General features: G+C 60.0%; 15 protein-coding genes. 1 reads left to right on the top strand and 14 read right to left on the bottom strand.

From position 1 onward, the window contains the following. Positions 1–12: 12 nt before the first annotated feature. The 11 genes from dapB to rimP form a co-directional block, all read right to left on the bottom strand. Complete coding sequence (gene dapB, locus Q8M73_07640; GenBank protein ID MDP2288424.1) at positions 13–762, bottom strand: 4-hydroxy-tetrahydrodipicolinate reductase; 750 nt, start codon at positions 760–762, stop codon at positions 13–15. A 9-nt stretch (positions 763–771) separates the two neighbouring features. Continuing rightward, the gene (locus tag Q8M73_07635; GenBank protein ID MDP2288423.1) at positions 772–2082 is read right to left on the bottom strand and encodes a pitrilysin family protein; all 1311 of its coding nucleotides are present in this window, start codon (positions 2080–2082) and stop codon (positions 772–774) included. Between the two features lie 6 nt (positions 2083–2088). Next, positions 2089–4278 (bottom strand): polyribonucleotide nucleotidyltransferase, encoded by a 2190-nt coding sequence (locus Q8M73_07630; GenBank protein ID MDP2288422.1) that lies wholly within the window; start codon positions 4276–4278, stop codon positions 2089–2091. 224 nt (positions 4279–4502) lie between these two features. Continuing rightward, positions 4503–4772, bottom strand: a complete 270-nt coding sequence (gene rpsO / locus Q8M73_07625; protein ID MDP2288421.1) for a 30S ribosomal protein S15 — start codon at positions 4770–4772, stop codon at positions 4503–4505. Positions 4773–4874: 102 nt separating this feature from the next. Next, positions 4875–5795 (bottom strand): bifunctional riboflavin kinase/FAD synthetase, encoded by a 921-nt coding sequence (locus tag Q8M73_07620; protein ID MDP2288420.1) that lies wholly within the window; start codon positions 5793–5795, stop codon positions 4875–4877. A 17-nt stretch (positions 5796–5812) separates the two neighbouring features. Next, positions 5813–6703 (bottom strand): tRNA pseudouridine(55) synthase TruB, encoded by an 891-nt coding sequence (gene truB, locus Q8M73_07615; protein ID MDP2288419.1) that lies wholly within the window; start codon positions 6701–6703, stop codon positions 5813–5815. Beyond that, entirely contained in the window at positions 6700–7137 is a 438-nt protein-coding gene (gene rbfA / locus Q8M73_07610; GenBank protein MDP2288418.1) for a 30S ribosome-binding factor RbfA, read from the bottom strand. The genes truB and rbfA overlap by 4 nt, the downstream gene beginning before the upstream one ends. Further along, entirely contained in the window at positions 7134–9965 is a 2832-nt protein-coding gene (gene infB, locus Q8M73_07605) for a translation initiation factor IF-2 (GenBank protein ID MDP2288417.1), read from the bottom strand. Before infB ends, rbfA begins: the two co-directional genes overlap by 4 nt. Before the next feature lie 153 nt (positions 9966–10118). After that, complete coding sequence (locus tag Q8M73_07600; GenBank protein ID MDP2288416.1) at positions 10119–10397, bottom strand: YlxR family protein; 279 nt, start codon at positions 10395–10397, stop codon at positions 10119–10121. Continuing rightward, entirely contained in the window at positions 10394–11389 is a 996-nt protein-coding gene (nusA, locus tag Q8M73_07595; GenBank protein MDP2288415.1) for a transcription termination factor NusA, read from the bottom strand. Before nusA ends, Q8M73_07600 begins: the two co-directional genes overlap by 4 nt. Continuing rightward, positions 11379–11879, bottom strand: coding sequence for a ribosome maturation factor RimP (rimP, locus tag Q8M73_07590; protein ID MDP2288414.1), 501 nt, complete (start codon positions 11877–11879; stop codon positions 11379–11381). Before rimP ends, nusA begins: the two co-directional genes overlap by 11 nt. A gap of 100 nt (positions 11880–11979) precedes the next feature. Here rimP and Q8M73_07585 point away from each other — a divergent pair, with 100 nt between their 5' ends. Next, positions 11980–12519: a DUF4439 domain-containing protein gene (locus tag Q8M73_07585; GenBank protein ID MDP2288413.1), complete on the top strand. Its 540-nt coding sequence runs from the start codon at positions 11980–11982 to the stop codon at positions 12517–12519. Positions 12520–12522: 3 nt separating this feature from the next. Here Q8M73_07585 and Q8M73_07580 read toward each other — a convergent pair whose 3' ends face one another. From Q8M73_07580 to ispG, 3 genes are read right to left on the bottom strand one after another with little or no spacing between them, the layout of a single operon-like run. Beyond that, positions 12523–14283: a proline--tRNA ligase gene (locus Q8M73_07580; protein MDP2288412.1), complete on the bottom strand. Its 1761-nt coding sequence runs from the start codon at positions 14281–14283 to the stop codon at positions 12523–12525. A 37-nt stretch (positions 14284–14320) separates the two neighbouring features. Beyond that, positions 14321–15154 (bottom strand): DUF4081 domain-containing protein, encoded by an 834-nt coding sequence (locus Q8M73_07575; protein MDP2288411.1) that lies wholly within the window; start codon positions 15152–15154, stop codon positions 14321–14323. Between the two features lie 24 nt (positions 15155–15178). Then, the gene (gene ispG / locus Q8M73_07570; GenBank protein ID MDP2288410.1) at positions 15179–16333 is read right to left on the bottom strand and encodes a flavodoxin-dependent (E)-4-hydroxy-3-methylbut-2-enyl-diphosphate synthase; all 1155 of its coding nucleotides are present in this window, start codon (positions 16331–16333) and stop codon (positions 15179–15181) included. Positions 16334–16356 lie beyond the last annotated feature (23 nt).

The following is a 16356-nucleotide window of genomic DNA, read 5'->3' as shown; positions in this document are numbered from 1 at the left end:
GGCCCCACATTGCTAGCTCAGAAAGGAATCGAGACCAACAGTGAGCCCGGGGTGCGAAGCAATGTTCTCCACTGCCAACAACACGCCTGGCATGAACGAACTGCGATCCATCGAGTCATGTCGAATTGTCAGGGTCTCACCCAAGCCTCCGAAGATGACTTCCTGGTGGGCGACGAGGCCGCGTGCACGTACGGAGTGCACTCGGACATCTCCGATCGAAGCCCCGCGTGCGCCAGCGACTTCCTGAGAAGTCGCATCGGGGCTGACACCGATACCGCGCTCACCACGAGCCGCGGCAATCAATTCTGCAGTGCGACGCGCTGTGCCAGATGGAGCATCGACCTTGTCAGGGTGATGCAGCTCGACGATTTCAACAGACTCAAAGTACGGGGCTGCGATCTGCGCGAATTGCATCATGAGCACTGCCCCAATGCCGAAGTTGGGAGCCACGAGCACGTTGACGCTAGGCGATGCTGCGAGCAAGGTGCGCAACTGTTGGAGCCGCGCATCGTCGAAGCCTGTAGTTCCGACCACACAGTGCACTCCATGTCGGATGCAATGTTCGAGAGTGGCCATGACGACATCTGGGGTAGTGAAGTCAACGATCACGTCGCAGTTATTGAGCAGGTTCAGATCATCGCCCTGATCAACGGCAGCGAGGACCGCACATGTGCTGGAGTCTGTGATGGTCTGCACGACCTGCTGACCCATGCGACCGCGCGCGCCAACCACGCCAACTTGAATGAGCCCGGATCCAGCCATGACGAGACCTTAGTGGTTGAGCGCGAAGGCCGAGACGTCGTCGAAGGGCCCGATGATGGCCAAGCTGGGAGTAGCGGCGAACAGTTCAGCTGCGACTTCATGCACTTGCCCTGACGTCACTTCGTCAACCTGACTCAGCAGTTGATCAATGCTCAGCAGCGGCTCGCCCTGCAGTTCTGACTTTGCGATGCGATGCATGCGAGCACCGGTGTCTTCTTGACCCAGCACCATCGAGCCACTGACCTGCCCCTTGCCTCGCCGAACTTCGTCAGCGGTGAGCCCATTGCGCACGACATCTGCCATCTGCTCCTGGAAGATCTCAAGAACGAGGGGAACCTTTGAAGGCAGGCATCCGGCATACAGACCAAGCATGCCGCTGTCCGTGAATCCTTGACTGAAAGCGTAGACGGAGTAGGCAAGACCTCGCTTTTCGCGAACCTCCTGGAAGATGCGGCTGCTCATGCCACCGCCCAGCGCAGTGGTCATCACTGCCATGGCATAGCGACGCTCGTCGCCGCGCGCCAGACCGGGGACGCCGAGCACCAGGTTGGCTTGCTCGGTGGGGCGGGAATTCAAGGTGATGCCGGTCTTCACTGCGGGACGCGTCTTGTTGCTTCGCAGTGGCTTTGGATCGGCACTGGGATCCAAGTAGGGATCAAACGCAGCCCGCACGCGCTTCACGACTTCTGCGTGATCGAAATTGCCTGCCGCAGCTACAACGATCGATGAGGGCTGGTAATGCTTGCGGTAGAAGCTCTTGACATGCGCGCGACCCAGTCGCTGGATGGAATCCGTTGTGCCCAGGATCGGACGTCCAAGAGGTGAATCGCCGTACATGAGTGAAGCAAAGTCATCGTGCACAAGATCGCCTGGATCATCTTCATACATCGCGATCTCTTCGAGAATGACCCCGCGTTCATCCTCGATGTCTGCATTGCGCAGCAATGCATCGGTTACTACGTCACAGACCACGTCGATGATCATCGGCAGATCACGATCGAGTGCTTTGGCGTGATAACAGGTCAGCTCTTTGCCTGTGAAGGCGTTCAGGTCACCACCAACTGCATCGACCATTGACGAGATTTCCAGCGCTGATCGCTTGTGTGTGCCCTTGAACAGGAGGTGCTCGAGAAAATGCGCCGAGCCATGCTGGGCTGGAGTCTCATCGCGAGAGCCTGCGGTGACCCATACGCCGAATGCGGCGGAGCGAACTCCGGGGACTTGCTGTGTGATGATGCGCAGTCCGCCAGGGAGAACGGTTCGGCAGACAATGCTGCCGTCGTCCTCCCTGAGCAGAGTGGTGGTGTGCGCGCGTGCCATCGGTGGTTAGACCGCGGCCGCTTCGGTTACCGGCTGAAGGGAGAGCTTTCCGCGCGGATCGATCTCCTTGATCTCAACCTCGACCTTGTCACCGACCTTGAGCACATCTTCAACAGCCTCGATGCGCTTGCCACCGGCAAGCTTCTTGACCTCCGAGATATGCAGCAGGCCGTCCTTGCCAGGTACCAGAGAGATGAATGCACCAAAGGTGGTCGTCTTGACGACCGTGCCCAGGTAACGCTCGCCAACTTCAGGCATCGTCGGATTGGCGATCTGGTTGATCATCGCGCGAGCTGCCTCAGCAGATGGACCATCAGTTGCACCGATGTAGATCGTGCCGTCATCCTCGATAGTGATGTCGGCGCCGGTCTCTTCCTGGATCTGGTTGATGATCTTGCCCTTTGGCCCAATGACCTCACCGATCTTGTCAACTGGCACCTGGATGCTGATCACGCGCGGCGCAGTCGCTGCCATCTCATCAGGAGCGTCAATGGCCTCGGCCATCACCTCAAGAATGGTCAGGCGAGCATCGCGGGCTTGGTTCAAAGCGGCGGCGAGCACCGACGCAGGAATGCCATCGAGCTTGGTGTCCAACTGCAAGGCCGTGACGAAATCCTTGGTGCCGGCGACCTTGAAGTCCATGTCGCCGTATGCGTCCTCTGCTCCCAGGATGTCCGTGATCGCCACGTACTCCTGCTTGCCGTCAACAACACCAGAGATCAGGCCCATTGCGATACCCGCAACAGGAGCCTTGAGTGGCACACCGGCGTTGAGCAGCGACATGGTCGATGCGCAGACCGAGCCCATTGAGGTTGAGCCATTGGAGCTCAGTGCCTCAGAGACCTGACGAATGGCATACGGGAACTCCTCGCGCGAAGGCAGCACCGGCACCAGGGCGCGCTCCGCGAGAGCACCATGGCCGATCTCGCGACGCTTGGGGGAACCCACACGACCCGTCTCACCTGTGGAGTACGGCGGGAAGTTGTAGTTGTGCATGTAACGCTTGCGATTCTCAGGATTGAGAGTGTCAAGCTGCTGTTCCATGCGCAGCATGTTCAAGGTGGTGATGCCCAGGATCTGAGTCTCGCCGCGCTCGAACAGCGCTGAGCCATGCACACGTGGGATGACCTGCACCTCAGCGGACAAGGTGCGAATGTCGGTGAGCCCACGACCATCGATGCGGATCTTCTCGCGAAGCACACGCTCGCGAACGCAGTTCTTGGTCACTGAGCGAAGAGCTGCCGACAGTTCCTTCTCGCGACCAGCGAACTTGTCGCCAATTTGCTCGAGGACCTCTGCCTTGATGGCATCGAGTCGATCTTCACGCTCGGACTTGCCAAGGATCTTCAGCGCTTCAGCAACTGAATCGAACGCGATTGCCGAGACGGCCTCATACGCGTCATCTTCATAGTCAAGGAAGACCGGGAAGTGGCCCGTTGGCTTTGCTGCGGTTGCAGCAAGCTCGATCTGTGCTTCACAGAGCACTCGGATGAAAGCCTTGGAAGCTTCCAGGCCTTGTGCGACAACTGCCTCTGTCGGAGCAGTCGCCCCACCTGCGATCAATTCAATTGTGCGAACTGTGGCCTCGGCCTCAACCATGGTGATGGCGATGTCGTCACCGATGATGGAGCCTGCGACGACCATGTCGAACACGGCCTCCTCAAGCTGATCATGCGTCGGGAAGGCAACCCACTGGCCGCGGATGAGCGCAACGCGCACGGCGCCGATAGGGCCGCTGAAGGGCAGGCCGGCAATCTGAGTCGACGCTGAAGCGGCATTGATCGCCACAACGTCGTAGAGATCACCAGGGTTGAGTGCCATGACGGTCACGACCACCTGCACCTCATTGCGCAGACCCTTGACAAAGGTTGGGCGAAGCGGACGGTCGATGAGACGGCAGGTGAGGATTGCGTCCTCACTTGGTCGACCTTCACGACGAAAGAACGAGCCGGGGATGCGGCCCACGGCGTACATACGCTCTTCAACGTCCACAGTGAGTGGGAAGAAGTCGAATGAATCACGCGGCGACTTGCCTGCCGTCGTGGCTGAAATCAGCATCGTCTCGTCATCGAGGGTGACGGTGACTGCGCCTGCCGCTTGGCGGGCGAGTCGTCCGGTCTCGAAGACAATGACGCGTTGCCCCAGTGCGCCGTTATCAATAACGGCCTGGGTTGTTGCAATTGCGGGACCCTCCACGGGTGCCTCCTGTTCGTTAACAGGGGCGCTCGCGAGTGCGGGCAAGTGGCGGTCTCCGATCGAGGCCCACTGGTGAATCACACCAGGAGGTCACTACCGAGGACCGACAGGCGACAGCGTCGCAGCGCCCCGAATCTCATACGCAGTATGAAGTTGTGCCGCTCGGAAGGTTTCCGCGCGGATAAAGCAGAACTGGCGCGATCTTCGCGCCAGTTCGAAAAGTATTAGCGGCGAATGCCGAGCTTCTCGATGATCGAGCGGTATCGGGCGATATCGGTCTTGACCAGGTACTGCAGCAAGCGACGACGCTGCCCAACCAGGAGCAGCAGCCCACGCCGACTGTGGTGATCGTGCTTGTGAGTCTTGAGGTGCTCGGTCAGGTCGTTGATACGACGACTGAGCAACGCAATCTGAACTTCTGGAGAGCCGGTATCACCAGGCTTTGAGCCGAATTCGGCAATGATGGCTTCTTTGGTTGCACTATCGAGCGACATACGTTCCTCTCGGGCGCGTCCCTGTCTGGGACACATTTCAATTTCGACACGAATCGCGAAGCGCCCGCTTCTTGACCGTCTGGAGAGCAAAGAGTATCAGCCCTACAGCAGGTTCAAGACCTCACGCGTCTTGGCCACGTCCTGATTCATCTGCTCGATGAGCCCCTCGAGGCCATCGAACACCAGTTGCCCGCGCAAATGAGCAACAAACACGATGGTGACTTCGCAGTCGTACAGATCAAGGTCATCCCGATCAAGGACATAGCTCTCAATGCGACGTTCATCGCCTGAGAACTGCGGGTTTGTGCCAACGGAGATCGCCGCGGGAAAGCGTTGGTTGCGCACCACCAGCCACCCGGCGTAGACACCATCAGCGGGAATGGCCGGGTTGCCCAGCCACAGCAGGTTCGCCGTGGGAAATCCCAGATCGCGTCCCCGGTGGTCGCCATGCACCACGATTCCGGTGAGTTCATAGTTGCGCCCAAGAACGCGCCTGACCTCAGCCATGTCTCCCTCGGCGATGGCCGTGCGTACCCGTGTTGATGACCAGGGTTCGGCATCAGCTGCCATCGTGACCGCACTCACGACAAAGCCATATCGCTTGCCTGCCTCACGAAGGGTGTCGACGTCACCGGCCGCGCGATGACCAAAGCGAAAGTTCTCGCCAACCACAATCGCCTTGGCCTGCAAGGTGTCGGCAAGCACTCGATGGATGAACTCCTCTGGCTCCCAGCCAGACACCTCTTGAGTGAACTTCAGTACGAACACATCGTCAGCACCTGCATTGAAGAGCAGGAACCTGCGCTCGGCCAGGCTCGCGAGCGAAGTCGGAGCGAAGTCGGGACGAACGACTGACAACGGATGCGGGTCAAAGGTCACTGCCACAAGTGGAAGTCCCAGTTCATCGGCCAGCGCTCGGCCTTCGGCAAGCAGCGCCTGGTGTCCCTTGTGCACTCCGTCAAAGACGCCAATGCACAGGACTGCGCCCTTGCGCTCACTTGGACTGGTGCGCTCACTCGCCATTTGAAATCAACCCTAGGTCAGACGAACACTGCAAGGTATTTGGCAGTCGGGCCATGCTGCTCTGCCAGTGCCAGAAAATTACCTCCGTTGTCGAAGATCGCAATAACCGGGTCGGAGGACTCGGCATAGGTCCAATCAATACGCCGACCATTGCGCACCATGAGCGAGTCGGGATCCGACACGACCCATCGGGGAAACACGCGTGCGGCCGCATCCTCCAAGGAGATCAATGACTCCTCTGAGATTGCTCCCGAAGCAAGATCTTCGGCTGATATCGCCTCGCTTTGATCCCAGGGACCAAGTCGGGTTCGCCGAAGCGCGGTGAGGTGGCCGCCCAAACTGAGTTCATTGCCAAGATCGCGGGCAAGTGCGCGGATGTACGTGCCGGAACTGCACGTCACCTGTACCTGAAGGTCCAGCCAGAATTCGCCGAACTGATGATCCAGCAGCGCGAATTCGCTGACCTCGACTCTTCGCGGAGGCAATACGACATCTTCGCCAGCGCGCACCCGTGCATATGCCCGCTTGCCATCGACTTTGATGGCGCTGACCGAACTCGGAACTTGCATGATCGTTCCGGTGAGCAAGGCGATGCCTTCCTCGACTGACGAGAGATGCAGCGCAGCCAATGCATCCGAGGATGCCTGGCCGATGAACTCGCCTTCAGCATCATCGGTGCTCGTGCTCTGCCCCAGGCGGATCGTGGCCGTGTAGGTCTTGTCAGCTCCAGAGATGTATCCGAGCAGTCGCGTGGCGCGTCCGACGCCCAGAATCAGGACTCCGGTAGCCATGGGATCCAAGGTGCCGGCGTGGCCGACCTTGCGGGTGCCAAGGATGCGTCGCACCCGACCGACGACATCATGCGAAGTCCAGTCGCTGGGCTTGTCGAGTACGAGCAGCCCGTTCACTCTTCCTCGCCGTCAACCTCACGGGGATGCCGATAGGGGTCGATGTCGCCGGCGTACTTCGCGCTTGTTGCCTGCTCATGCACCCGGGCATCGTCCTCCTGCGCCTTGCGCAGGAGATCTTCAACGTGGCGAGCATTCTCAGGCATCGCGTCAGCGAAGAAGGCGAGCGACGGGGTGAACTTGATCCCGGTCTGCTTGCCAACCTCACTGCGCAACAAGCCTTTCGCAGACTCCAGAGCGATAGCCGTTGCATCGACAGATTCGGCATCGCCAAACACCGTGTAGAAGATCGATGCCTCGCGAAGATCAGGAGTCATGCGTACATCAGTGATCGTGATGAATCCCAGCCTGGGATCCTTCACTCGCTTTTCGAGAGTCTCGGCAACGATGACCCGAACGCGATCCTCCAGCTTGTGCTGGCGCGCCTTGGTCATGACTTCCGCGGAATCTCGCGCATCTCGAAGGTCTCGATGATGTCGTCAACCTTGACGTCTTGGAAGTTGCCCAGATTGATACCGCACTCGAAGCCCTCGCGAACCTCTGTCACATCGTCCTTGAATCGACGCAGGCCAGCCACCGCAACGCTGTCGGCGACCACTGCCCCATCGCGCACAAGGCGAGCCTTGGAGTTGCGCTTGATCTCACCCGTCTGCACAACACAGCCGGCGATGGTGCCGAACTTGGAGGACTTGAAGACCTCACGCACCTCGGCGGTACCCAGCTGCACTTCCTCGTAGATCGGCTTGAGCATGCCGCGAAGGGCCTGCTCGACATCGTCGATGGCGGCGTAGATCACGCTGTAGAAGCGCACATCGACACCCTCATGAGTCGCCAATTCGGCAACCTTGCCCTCAGGTCGAACGTTGAACCCGATGATCACAGCCTTGGAGGCTGCGGCCAGGGTCACATCGTTCTTGGTGATCGCACCGACGCCACGGTGAATGACACGCATCGAGACTTCATCGCCGACATCGATCTTGACCAATGCCTCTTCAAGAGCCTCGACCGAACCGGACACGTCGCCCTTGATGATGAGATTGAGTTCTGCAACCTCACCCTTCTCAATGGACTCAAGGAAGTCCTCAAGTGAACGCTTGACGCGGTTTTTTGCCAGCAGGGCATTGCGCTCACGGGCTTGACGCGTCTGGGCGATCTGTCGGGCGATGCGGTCCTCGGAGACCACGAGGAAACTGTCACCGGCGCCGGGCACGGACGTGAGACCGAGCACCTGAACAGGGAACGAGGGCCCAGCGACCTCAACGACATTGCCCTCGTCATCGTGCATTGCACGAACACGACCAAAGGCATCGCCGGCCACGATGGAGTCACCAGCGCGAAGTGTTCCGCGTTGGACCAACACTGTTGCCACCGGTCCGCGACCACGATCCAGGTGCGCTTCGATCGCCACACCCTGGGCATCCTGATTCGGATTGGCGCGAAGGTCCAGTGCCGCATCAGCAGTCAGGAGCACGGCATCCAGCAAGGCGGGGATACCGATGCCACTGAGAGCTGACACGTCGATGAACATGGTGTCGCCACCGAATTCTTCAGCAACCAAGCCGTATTCCGTGAGTTGACCGCGAACCTTCATCGGGTCCGCACCCTCTTTGTCGACCTTGTTCACGGCCACCACGATCGGCACGCCTGCGGCCTGTACGTGGTTCAGTGCTTCAATCGTCTGAGGCTTCACACCGTCATCGGCCGCGACCACGAGAATCGCAATATCGGTGACCTGCGCGCCACGGGCACGCATGGCTGTGAAGGCCTCGTGTCCGGGGGTGTCAATGAAGGTGATCTTGCGCTCACCGGTCGCAGTCATCGCAGCAACTTGGTAGGCACCGATGTGCTGAGTGATGCCACCAGCTTCTCCGCCGATGACATTGGTCTTGCGGATCGAGTCCAGAAGACGTGTCTTGCCGTGATCGACGTGACCCATGACGGTCACCACAGGCGGACGAGTGATGAGGTCGACTTCGCCGCCTTCATCTTCACCAAACTCAAGGTCATAGGACTCAAGGAGCTCACGATCCTCATCTTCAGGTGAAACGACCTCAACGACGTAGTTGAGCTCCTCACCGAGCAGACGCAGGGTGTCATCGTCAATGGACTGAGTGGTGGTCACCATCTCGCCGAGTTCAATCAGCACCTTGACCAGATCTGCTGGCATGGCGCCGATCTTGTCTGCGAAATCCGACACGCTTGCGCCACGAGGAAGGCGAATGGATTCGCCGCTGCCCCGCGTGATGCGCACGCCAGTCAGTGACGGCGCCTGCATGTTGTCGAACTCTTGACGCTTGGCTCGCTTGGACTTGCGTCCGCGTGAAGGACGACCCCCGGGACGACCAAAGGCGCCTGCGGTCGTGCCACGGCCACCTGCACCGGGGCGACCTGGGAATCCACCGGGACCGCCGGGGGCACCGGTGCCGCCGCCTGGGCCTGCCGGGCGACCAGCGAATCCTCCACCACCGCCACCGGGACGGCCAGCGCCACCAGGACCGGCTGGACCGCGATTTTGGAATCCACCGGGACCTGCCGGACGTTGACCCGGGCCACCGGGCCCACTTGGACGTCCGGGACCACCTGGGCCACCAGGACGCTGTCCGGGACCGCTGGGACGCTGACCTGGGCTGGCTGGGGCACCAGGACGCGCTTGGCGCATCGCGGGCATCATGCCTGGATTGGGACGAGGCGCGCCTGGCACCGCTGGAGCACTCGGGGTTGCCGGACGAGCCATGCCCGTGGAACCACCGAAGGGATTGTTACCCGGACGAGGAGCTGCCGGACGACCCATGCCCGTGGAACCACCGAAGGGATTGTTACCCGGACGGGGACCAGCTGGGCGAGGAGCATCTGGACGGGGAGCTGTCGGAGCTACGGGCGCGGACTCTGTCGCGGCGGCTGCCGGCGCTACGGGCGCCGGTGCTACCGGCGCCGGCGCCACAGGCGCAGGTGCTACGGGCGCAGCTGGCACGGGCGCGGGAGCTGCAGCTGGCGTTGGAGCAGCAGGTGCCACGGACTCAATTGGAGCTACTGGCACAGGGGCGACGGCTGCCTCAGCAGGCTTGGCGGCCGCCTTCTTTGCGGCTGGCTTTGCAGGGGCGGCCACTGCTGGCATCGCCTCTTTGAGCTTGCGCGCGACCGGCGGTTCAACCGTGGACGACGCAGACTTCACAAACTCCCCTAGCTCAGCGAGCTTGGCGAGTACATCTTTGCTTGTGACCCCTAGCTCTTTTGCGAGCTCATGGACCCGGACCTTTGACACGTTTCTCCTGTCTTTGGCCCGGGTTATCCAACCCGAACCGTCAGTGCGAACGACGCATGACTAACCCTGCTCGTTCATCGGGTGGATGACCTCATGTGAGCTCCCGACGCTTAGGCGGATGGATCTGTGCGCGTGTGCACACAGCGGCGATAACTATAGCGCGGATGCCTGCGGTCCCTGACCTTCGAGGTGACAGGCAAGCGCCGTGCTGTCCAGTGGGCCGGCGATTCCAAGGGCACGCCCGAAGGCCGACCTGCGCTCAGCCAGTCCGAAACACTGCAAAGTCGGGTGCAACCAGGCTCCCCTGCCAGCAGCCTCTCGTCCGATTCGAAGGGCGCCGCCTTCCTGAGCCACTCGGATCAGTTGCCCTTGCGGAGCGCGCTTGCGACAACCCACGCAGGTGCGTACTGGCCCCAGAACATCGGGGCTCATGCAGGTTCAGGTTCAGCCGATTCGCCTTCGGCCGTGTCGGGTCGGATGTCAATACGCCAGCCCGTCATCCGTGCTGCCAGACGAGCATTCTGGCCTTCCTTGCCAATGGCCAAGGAGAGTTGGTAGTCCGGCACTGTCACTCGCGCGGCACGCGCAACCGGATCCACGATGATCACCGAAGTCACCTGCGCTGGCGACAGGGCATGCGCGATCAGCTCGGCGGGATCATCGCTGAAATCCACGATGTCGATCTTCTCGCCATGCAGTTCAGCCATCACTTGGCGCACTCGCTGTCCCATCGGCCCGATGCATGCCCCTTTGGCGTTGACTCCCGACACAGTGGAGCGAACTGCGATCTTGGTTCGGTGCCCCGCTTCGCGCGAGAGCGCACCGATTTCAACAGTGCCGTCTGCTATTTCCGGCACTTCCAGCGCAAAGAGGGCACGCACCAAATTGGGATGAGAGCGCGAAACCGTGACGACTGGCCCCTTGAAGCCCTTGCGGACTCCGACGACCAGGCACTTCAGTCGACTGCCGTGCCGATAATCCTCACCGGGTACCTGCTCCTCAGGCGGCAGATTCGCCTCGATCTTTCCAATGTCAACTCGAATCATTCGTGGATTGGACGTCTGCTGCACCAGCCCGGAGACGAGATCGCCTTCCCGCCCAGTGAACTCCACCAGCGTCGCATCGCCCTCGGCTTCTCGCAGGCGTCCAAGGAACACCTGGCTCGCTGTCGTGGCAGCGATACGTCCAAAGCCATCAGGGGTGTCATCGAACTCACGAATGGTCACCCCTTCTTCGTCAAGTTCGGCCGCCCAGACCACAACGTGCCCGCTCTTGCGATCGAGTTCGACTCGAGCGCGTTCCGATGAACCTGGGCTACGGTGGTAGGCGACAAGCAGAGCCTGCTCGATTGAGTCAACGAGGAGCTCCAAGGAGAGACCTTTTTCACGTACGAGGGCTTTGAGAGCCCCCACATCAATGTCCATCTTTGGCTCCTTCAGTCGTCATGCGATTGAACTCAATTTGCACTCGGCCAAGTTCAACCAAGGACAGCGGAATAGGGGTGCTGACAGTCGTCTTGCCCTCAGCAACATCAAGAGTGACGACATCACCGTCGACCGCGGTAATGCGACCAAGGACGACGGTTCCATCGAGCAATTGCACTTCAACCAAACGCTCAACGGCGCGACGCCAGTGCTTGAGTTCGGTCAATGGCCTGTCGACACCTGGTGAGGTCACTTCAAGCACATAGGTGCCGTCGAAATGACTGCTGAGCGGTTCGGCATCCAGCACTGCCGACACCTGCCGGCTGATTTCGGAGACCAAGTCAAGATCGACGCCGCCATCGCGGTCAACGACCAGTCGAACGATTTCGCGGCGCCCGGCCTGCTGAACTTGCAGATCCTCAAGATCCACGCCAGCTGCCATCAGTAGTGGCGCAATGCCTTCACGGACGGATTTCACCGAAGCAGCCATGGCGCCTCCTAGCAATTCAGTTGTCGTGACTTCACCACCACCGGCTCAGGTGAGGTGCAGCCTTGGCAAGCAATATACCGGGCCATGCGATTCTTGGGCTGTGCCCGTTCCACAAATCCCATTCCCTCATGGCGGCATCTCACTGTTGTGCGCGCTGAGCGTCATCGCTGTAACTGCAGTGGGCTGCGCATCGCCGGCGGCGGACAATCCAGCGAGCAGTTCACCACCTGACTCGGCCTCCACCTCGGCACTGGGGGCTCAGGCATCGACTGCCCTTCGCCAGACCATCGCCGGAATCGATGCCGCTGTGTACGCATATGGCGTGGTGGGAGCCCATTTGACTGGTGCGGCTCAACGTCAAGCACTGCGAGCCATCACCACCTTGGACAAGCAGCGAGCGGGGTTCGAATTGGCATTGGGCACCCCTGTCGATGAGGCCGCAGTTGCCTACGCTTTGCCTGAGCCCATCACAGATGCCACAGATGCTCGAGCGCTGGCCGAACTACTCGAAATGAAGTTGATTCCGCTGTTTGATCAAGTCGCTACAACCACCACCGGCGCGACCCGCGCTCTCGCAGTCAACGCCTCACGCAAGGCTGGGCAACGTGCACAGAACTGGCAGCTCACACCTGCGCAATAGCACCTATCTCGCGCACACCTCAACCAAGTCAGACACGAGATTGCCAACAGCGTGGTCCTGGCGATCGCCGCTGCGACGGTCCTTCACTTCAACGAATCCCTCTGCCAATTTCTTTCCCACGATGACGATCGTGGGAATGCCGATGAGTTCGGAGTCATTGAATTTCACACCCGGGGATACGCCAATTCTGTCGTCATAGAGCACGCGAATTCCCCTGGCTTCCAACTCGGCTGCAATTCGCTCGGCTTCGGCGTAGATCGTCTCCTCTTTGCCCGCAGCAATCAGATGGACATCGGCCGGAGCAACTTCACGTGGCCAGATAAGTCCCTTGTCATCGTGTGACTGCTCGGCAATAGCGCCGACTGCCCGCGAGACGCCAATGCCATAGGAACCCATCGTCACAGTGATGAGCTCACCGTTCTCATCGAGGACTTTCAGACCCATGGCATCGGCGTATTTGCGACCAAGTTGGAAGATGTGACCGATCTCGATGCCACGTTCCATCTCAAGTGCACTGCCACAGCTCGGACAGGTATCACCCGCGCGCACTTCAGCGACGTCAATCACCCCGTCCGGCGTGAAGTCGCGGCCGACCACGTAGTCATAGAAATGCCGCGCTGCCTGATTTGCTCCTGTGATCCACCGCGAGCCCTCGACTACCCGCGGGTCAACGAGATACCGAATACCCGAGTCCTTGTCCTTGCCCAGGACGCTGGGACCGATGTAACCCTTGACCAGACTCGTGTAGCGCTCGAAGTCCGCCTCTTCAAATGGCTTTGCCTCACTTGGCTGCAATACGGCTTCAAGACGCTTCACATCGATCTCGCGATCACCAGGGACTCCGATGGCCAAGGCGGAGGTCTGGCCCGAAGGATCAGTGACCAGGAACAGCACATTCTTCAGTGTGTCCGCTCCGCTCCACGGGCGATCCTGACGAGCGAAATCTCGATTCGAGAAACTCACCAAGGCTTCGATGGTGCCCGAACTTGGCGTCTGCTCGATGTGCGCAGCAGCAATCTGACTTGCATCGGGACTCGCGGGCACAACCGTGGTCACGGCCTCGACATTTGCCGCATAGTCACAGGAGGGACAGCGCACAAAACTGTCCTCGCCCACAGGCGTAGGGGCGAGAAACTCCTCGCTGGCCGAGCCGCCCATGGCTCCCGACATAGCCGAGACAATGACGAACTCAAGGCCAAGTCGAGTGAAGGTGGAAACATACGCGTCACGGTGACGGTCATAGGAACGTTGGAGTCCGGCCTCGTCAACATCGAAGGAGTAGGAATCCTTCATCACAAATTCGCGGCCGCGAAGGATGCCTGCGCGTGGCCGTGCTTCATCGCGATACTTCGCCTGAATCTGGTAGAGGCTGACCGGCAGGTCCTTGTACGAGGAGTACTCGCCCTTCACCATCAGCGTGAACATCTCTTCATGGGTCGGGCCAAGGAGATAGTCAGCGCCCTTGCGATCCTTCAGTCGAAATAGTCCGTCGCCATACTCGGTCCATCGGTGGGTCAACTCATATGGCTCGCGCGGAAGCAGCGCAGGAAAATGCACTTCTTGAAATCCAGCTGCATCCATCTCTGCGCGCACGATGTGCTCCACATTGCGATAGACCAGATAGCCCAGCGGGAGCCAACTGAAGATGCCTGGGGCAACGCGTCGGACATATCCCGCTCGGACCAGAAGCCGATGGCTCGGGAGCTCCGCATCAGCGGGATCCTCGCGGAGGGTGCGTAGAAACAAGGTCGACATTCGCAGCATCGGGGCAGCCTATCTATGCCACTCAGCTACTAATTCTCTAAAACAGCACGGTGGCGAACGTCCCGACCTGCTCAAAGCCCACTGCAAGATAGGCCTTGCGGGCCGGAGTGTTGAAGTCATTGACATAGAGCGAGACCGTCGGACTGAAGCGTGCCCTGGCAGCAGCGACCACCGCAGCCATGCCCGGGATCGAGATGCCTTGACCTCGCAATCTGCGGTCAACCCACACGCCTTGCACTTGACAGACAAATGGGCTGACGGAACCAACCTCGGCCTTGAATTCCACCAGGCCATCTCGCACGCGTCCGAAACTTCGTCCGGCGCGGATCAGATCAGCACACCGGCTGCGATAGGCCAAAGTGTTGCCACCGGCAACGGGAGAAACCCCGATCTCCTCGGTGAACATGTCGATAGCGGCTGGCAGGTACGCATCGAGTTCATCAAGGCGAATACATCGAACATCAGGATCTGGCTCGATGGGCCCATTTGAGCTGATGGCCATCAGCGGCTGCACCTCGCGAATTGCGCGCGCTGTCCCCCAGGCAGGCTCCAGCAAGCGCCACAGGTCCAGCACTTCCACTGCCCGCCCGAGCATCGATGAGGACCGGCGAAGTCGCGGGCGCAGGTAATCAGCGAAGGCCGCGATGGCCGCGGGGGTTGCTTCGATGGGCACGAGATTTGCTCCGGAGTACAGAGCCGATACAAGCTGATCGTCTTTGTAGTAGCCCAGAATCTCACCCCCGAGCTTCCATGGATCCACGCCGCCAACCTGTACCCGGGATTCGACAAAGCAATGCGTCACTGGATCGCGCGCAAACAGCCGGAGCAGCTGCTCCAGGTCCTCTGCCGCAATTGGGTGCACGTTTCCCACGGGGCGACGATAGGCCCAAGGGCTCTAGTGAGCCATGACCTCCGGCGTGCCGCTTTCGGTCATCGATTCTGCGAGCTTCAACGCTTCTTCAATCAGCGTCTCAACGATCATCGACTCGGGCACAGTCTTGATGACCTCGCCCTTGACGAAGATCTGGCCCTTGCCGTTGCCCGATGCCACGCCGAGGTCGGCTTCACGAGCCTCGCCGGGACCATTGACGACACAACCCATCACTGCAACACGCAGCGGGACGTCAAGGCCCTCCAGGCCAGCAGTGACCTGCTCGGCAAGGGTGTAGACGTCCACCTGAGCCCGTCCACAGGAAGGACAGGACACGATTTCCAGCCCGCGCTGACGAAGATTGAGGGACTCAAGAATCTGATTTCCGACCTTGATCTCTTCAACTGGCGGAGCCGACAGCGAGACACGAATGGTGTCACCAATGCCTCGACTGAGAAGCGCTCCAAATGCGACGGCCGATTTCACCGTGCCTTGGAACGCAGGGCCCGCCTCAGTCACGCCGAGGTGCAATGGATAGTCGCATTGCTCTGCGAGCTGGATGTATGCCTCAACCATGATCACCGGATCGTGGTGCTTGACCGAGATCTTGATATCGCGAAAGTCATGCTCTTCAAAGAGGGAGGCCTCCCAGAGCGCGGATTCCACCAGCGCCTCTGGCGTTGCCTTGCCGTACTTCTGCAAGAGTCGCGGATCAAGTGATCCGGCATTCACGCCGATGCGAATCGGAGTGCCAGCATCGCGCGCGGCGCGAGAGATTGCTGCGATCTGATCGTCGAACTTCTTGATGTTGCCAGGATTGACTCGCACGCCGGCGCAACCGGCATCGATTGCGGCAAAGACGTACTTCGGCTGAAAGTGGATATCGGCAATAACCGGAATGCCCGCCTTGCGAGCGATCTGTGGCAAGGCGTCAGCGTCGTCCTGGCTTGGGCAGGCCACTCGCACAATCTGACAACCCGCTGCGGTGAGCTCAGCGATCTGTTGCAAGGTCGCGTTGACGTCTGAGGTCAAGGTCGTGCACATCGACTGCACGCTGATCGGGGCATCTCCGCCAACAGTGACCGGATGAGTCGGATGCTTGAGGATCAATGGACGCGACTTGCGGCGACTGGAGATGACACGAGGTGCGGGTGCTGGCATGCCCAATTGAATAGTCACGTCTTCATTATCCCTTTTCGCCT

This window comes from Actinomycetota bacterium (genome assembly GCA_030684515.1).
In the GTDB taxonomy this organism is placed as follows: Bacteria; Actinomycetota; Actinomycetes; order S36-B12; family S36-B12; genus UBA11398.
Note: the sequence above shows the minus strand (reverse complement) of the source record. Positions and strands in the feature narration are given on the sequence as shown.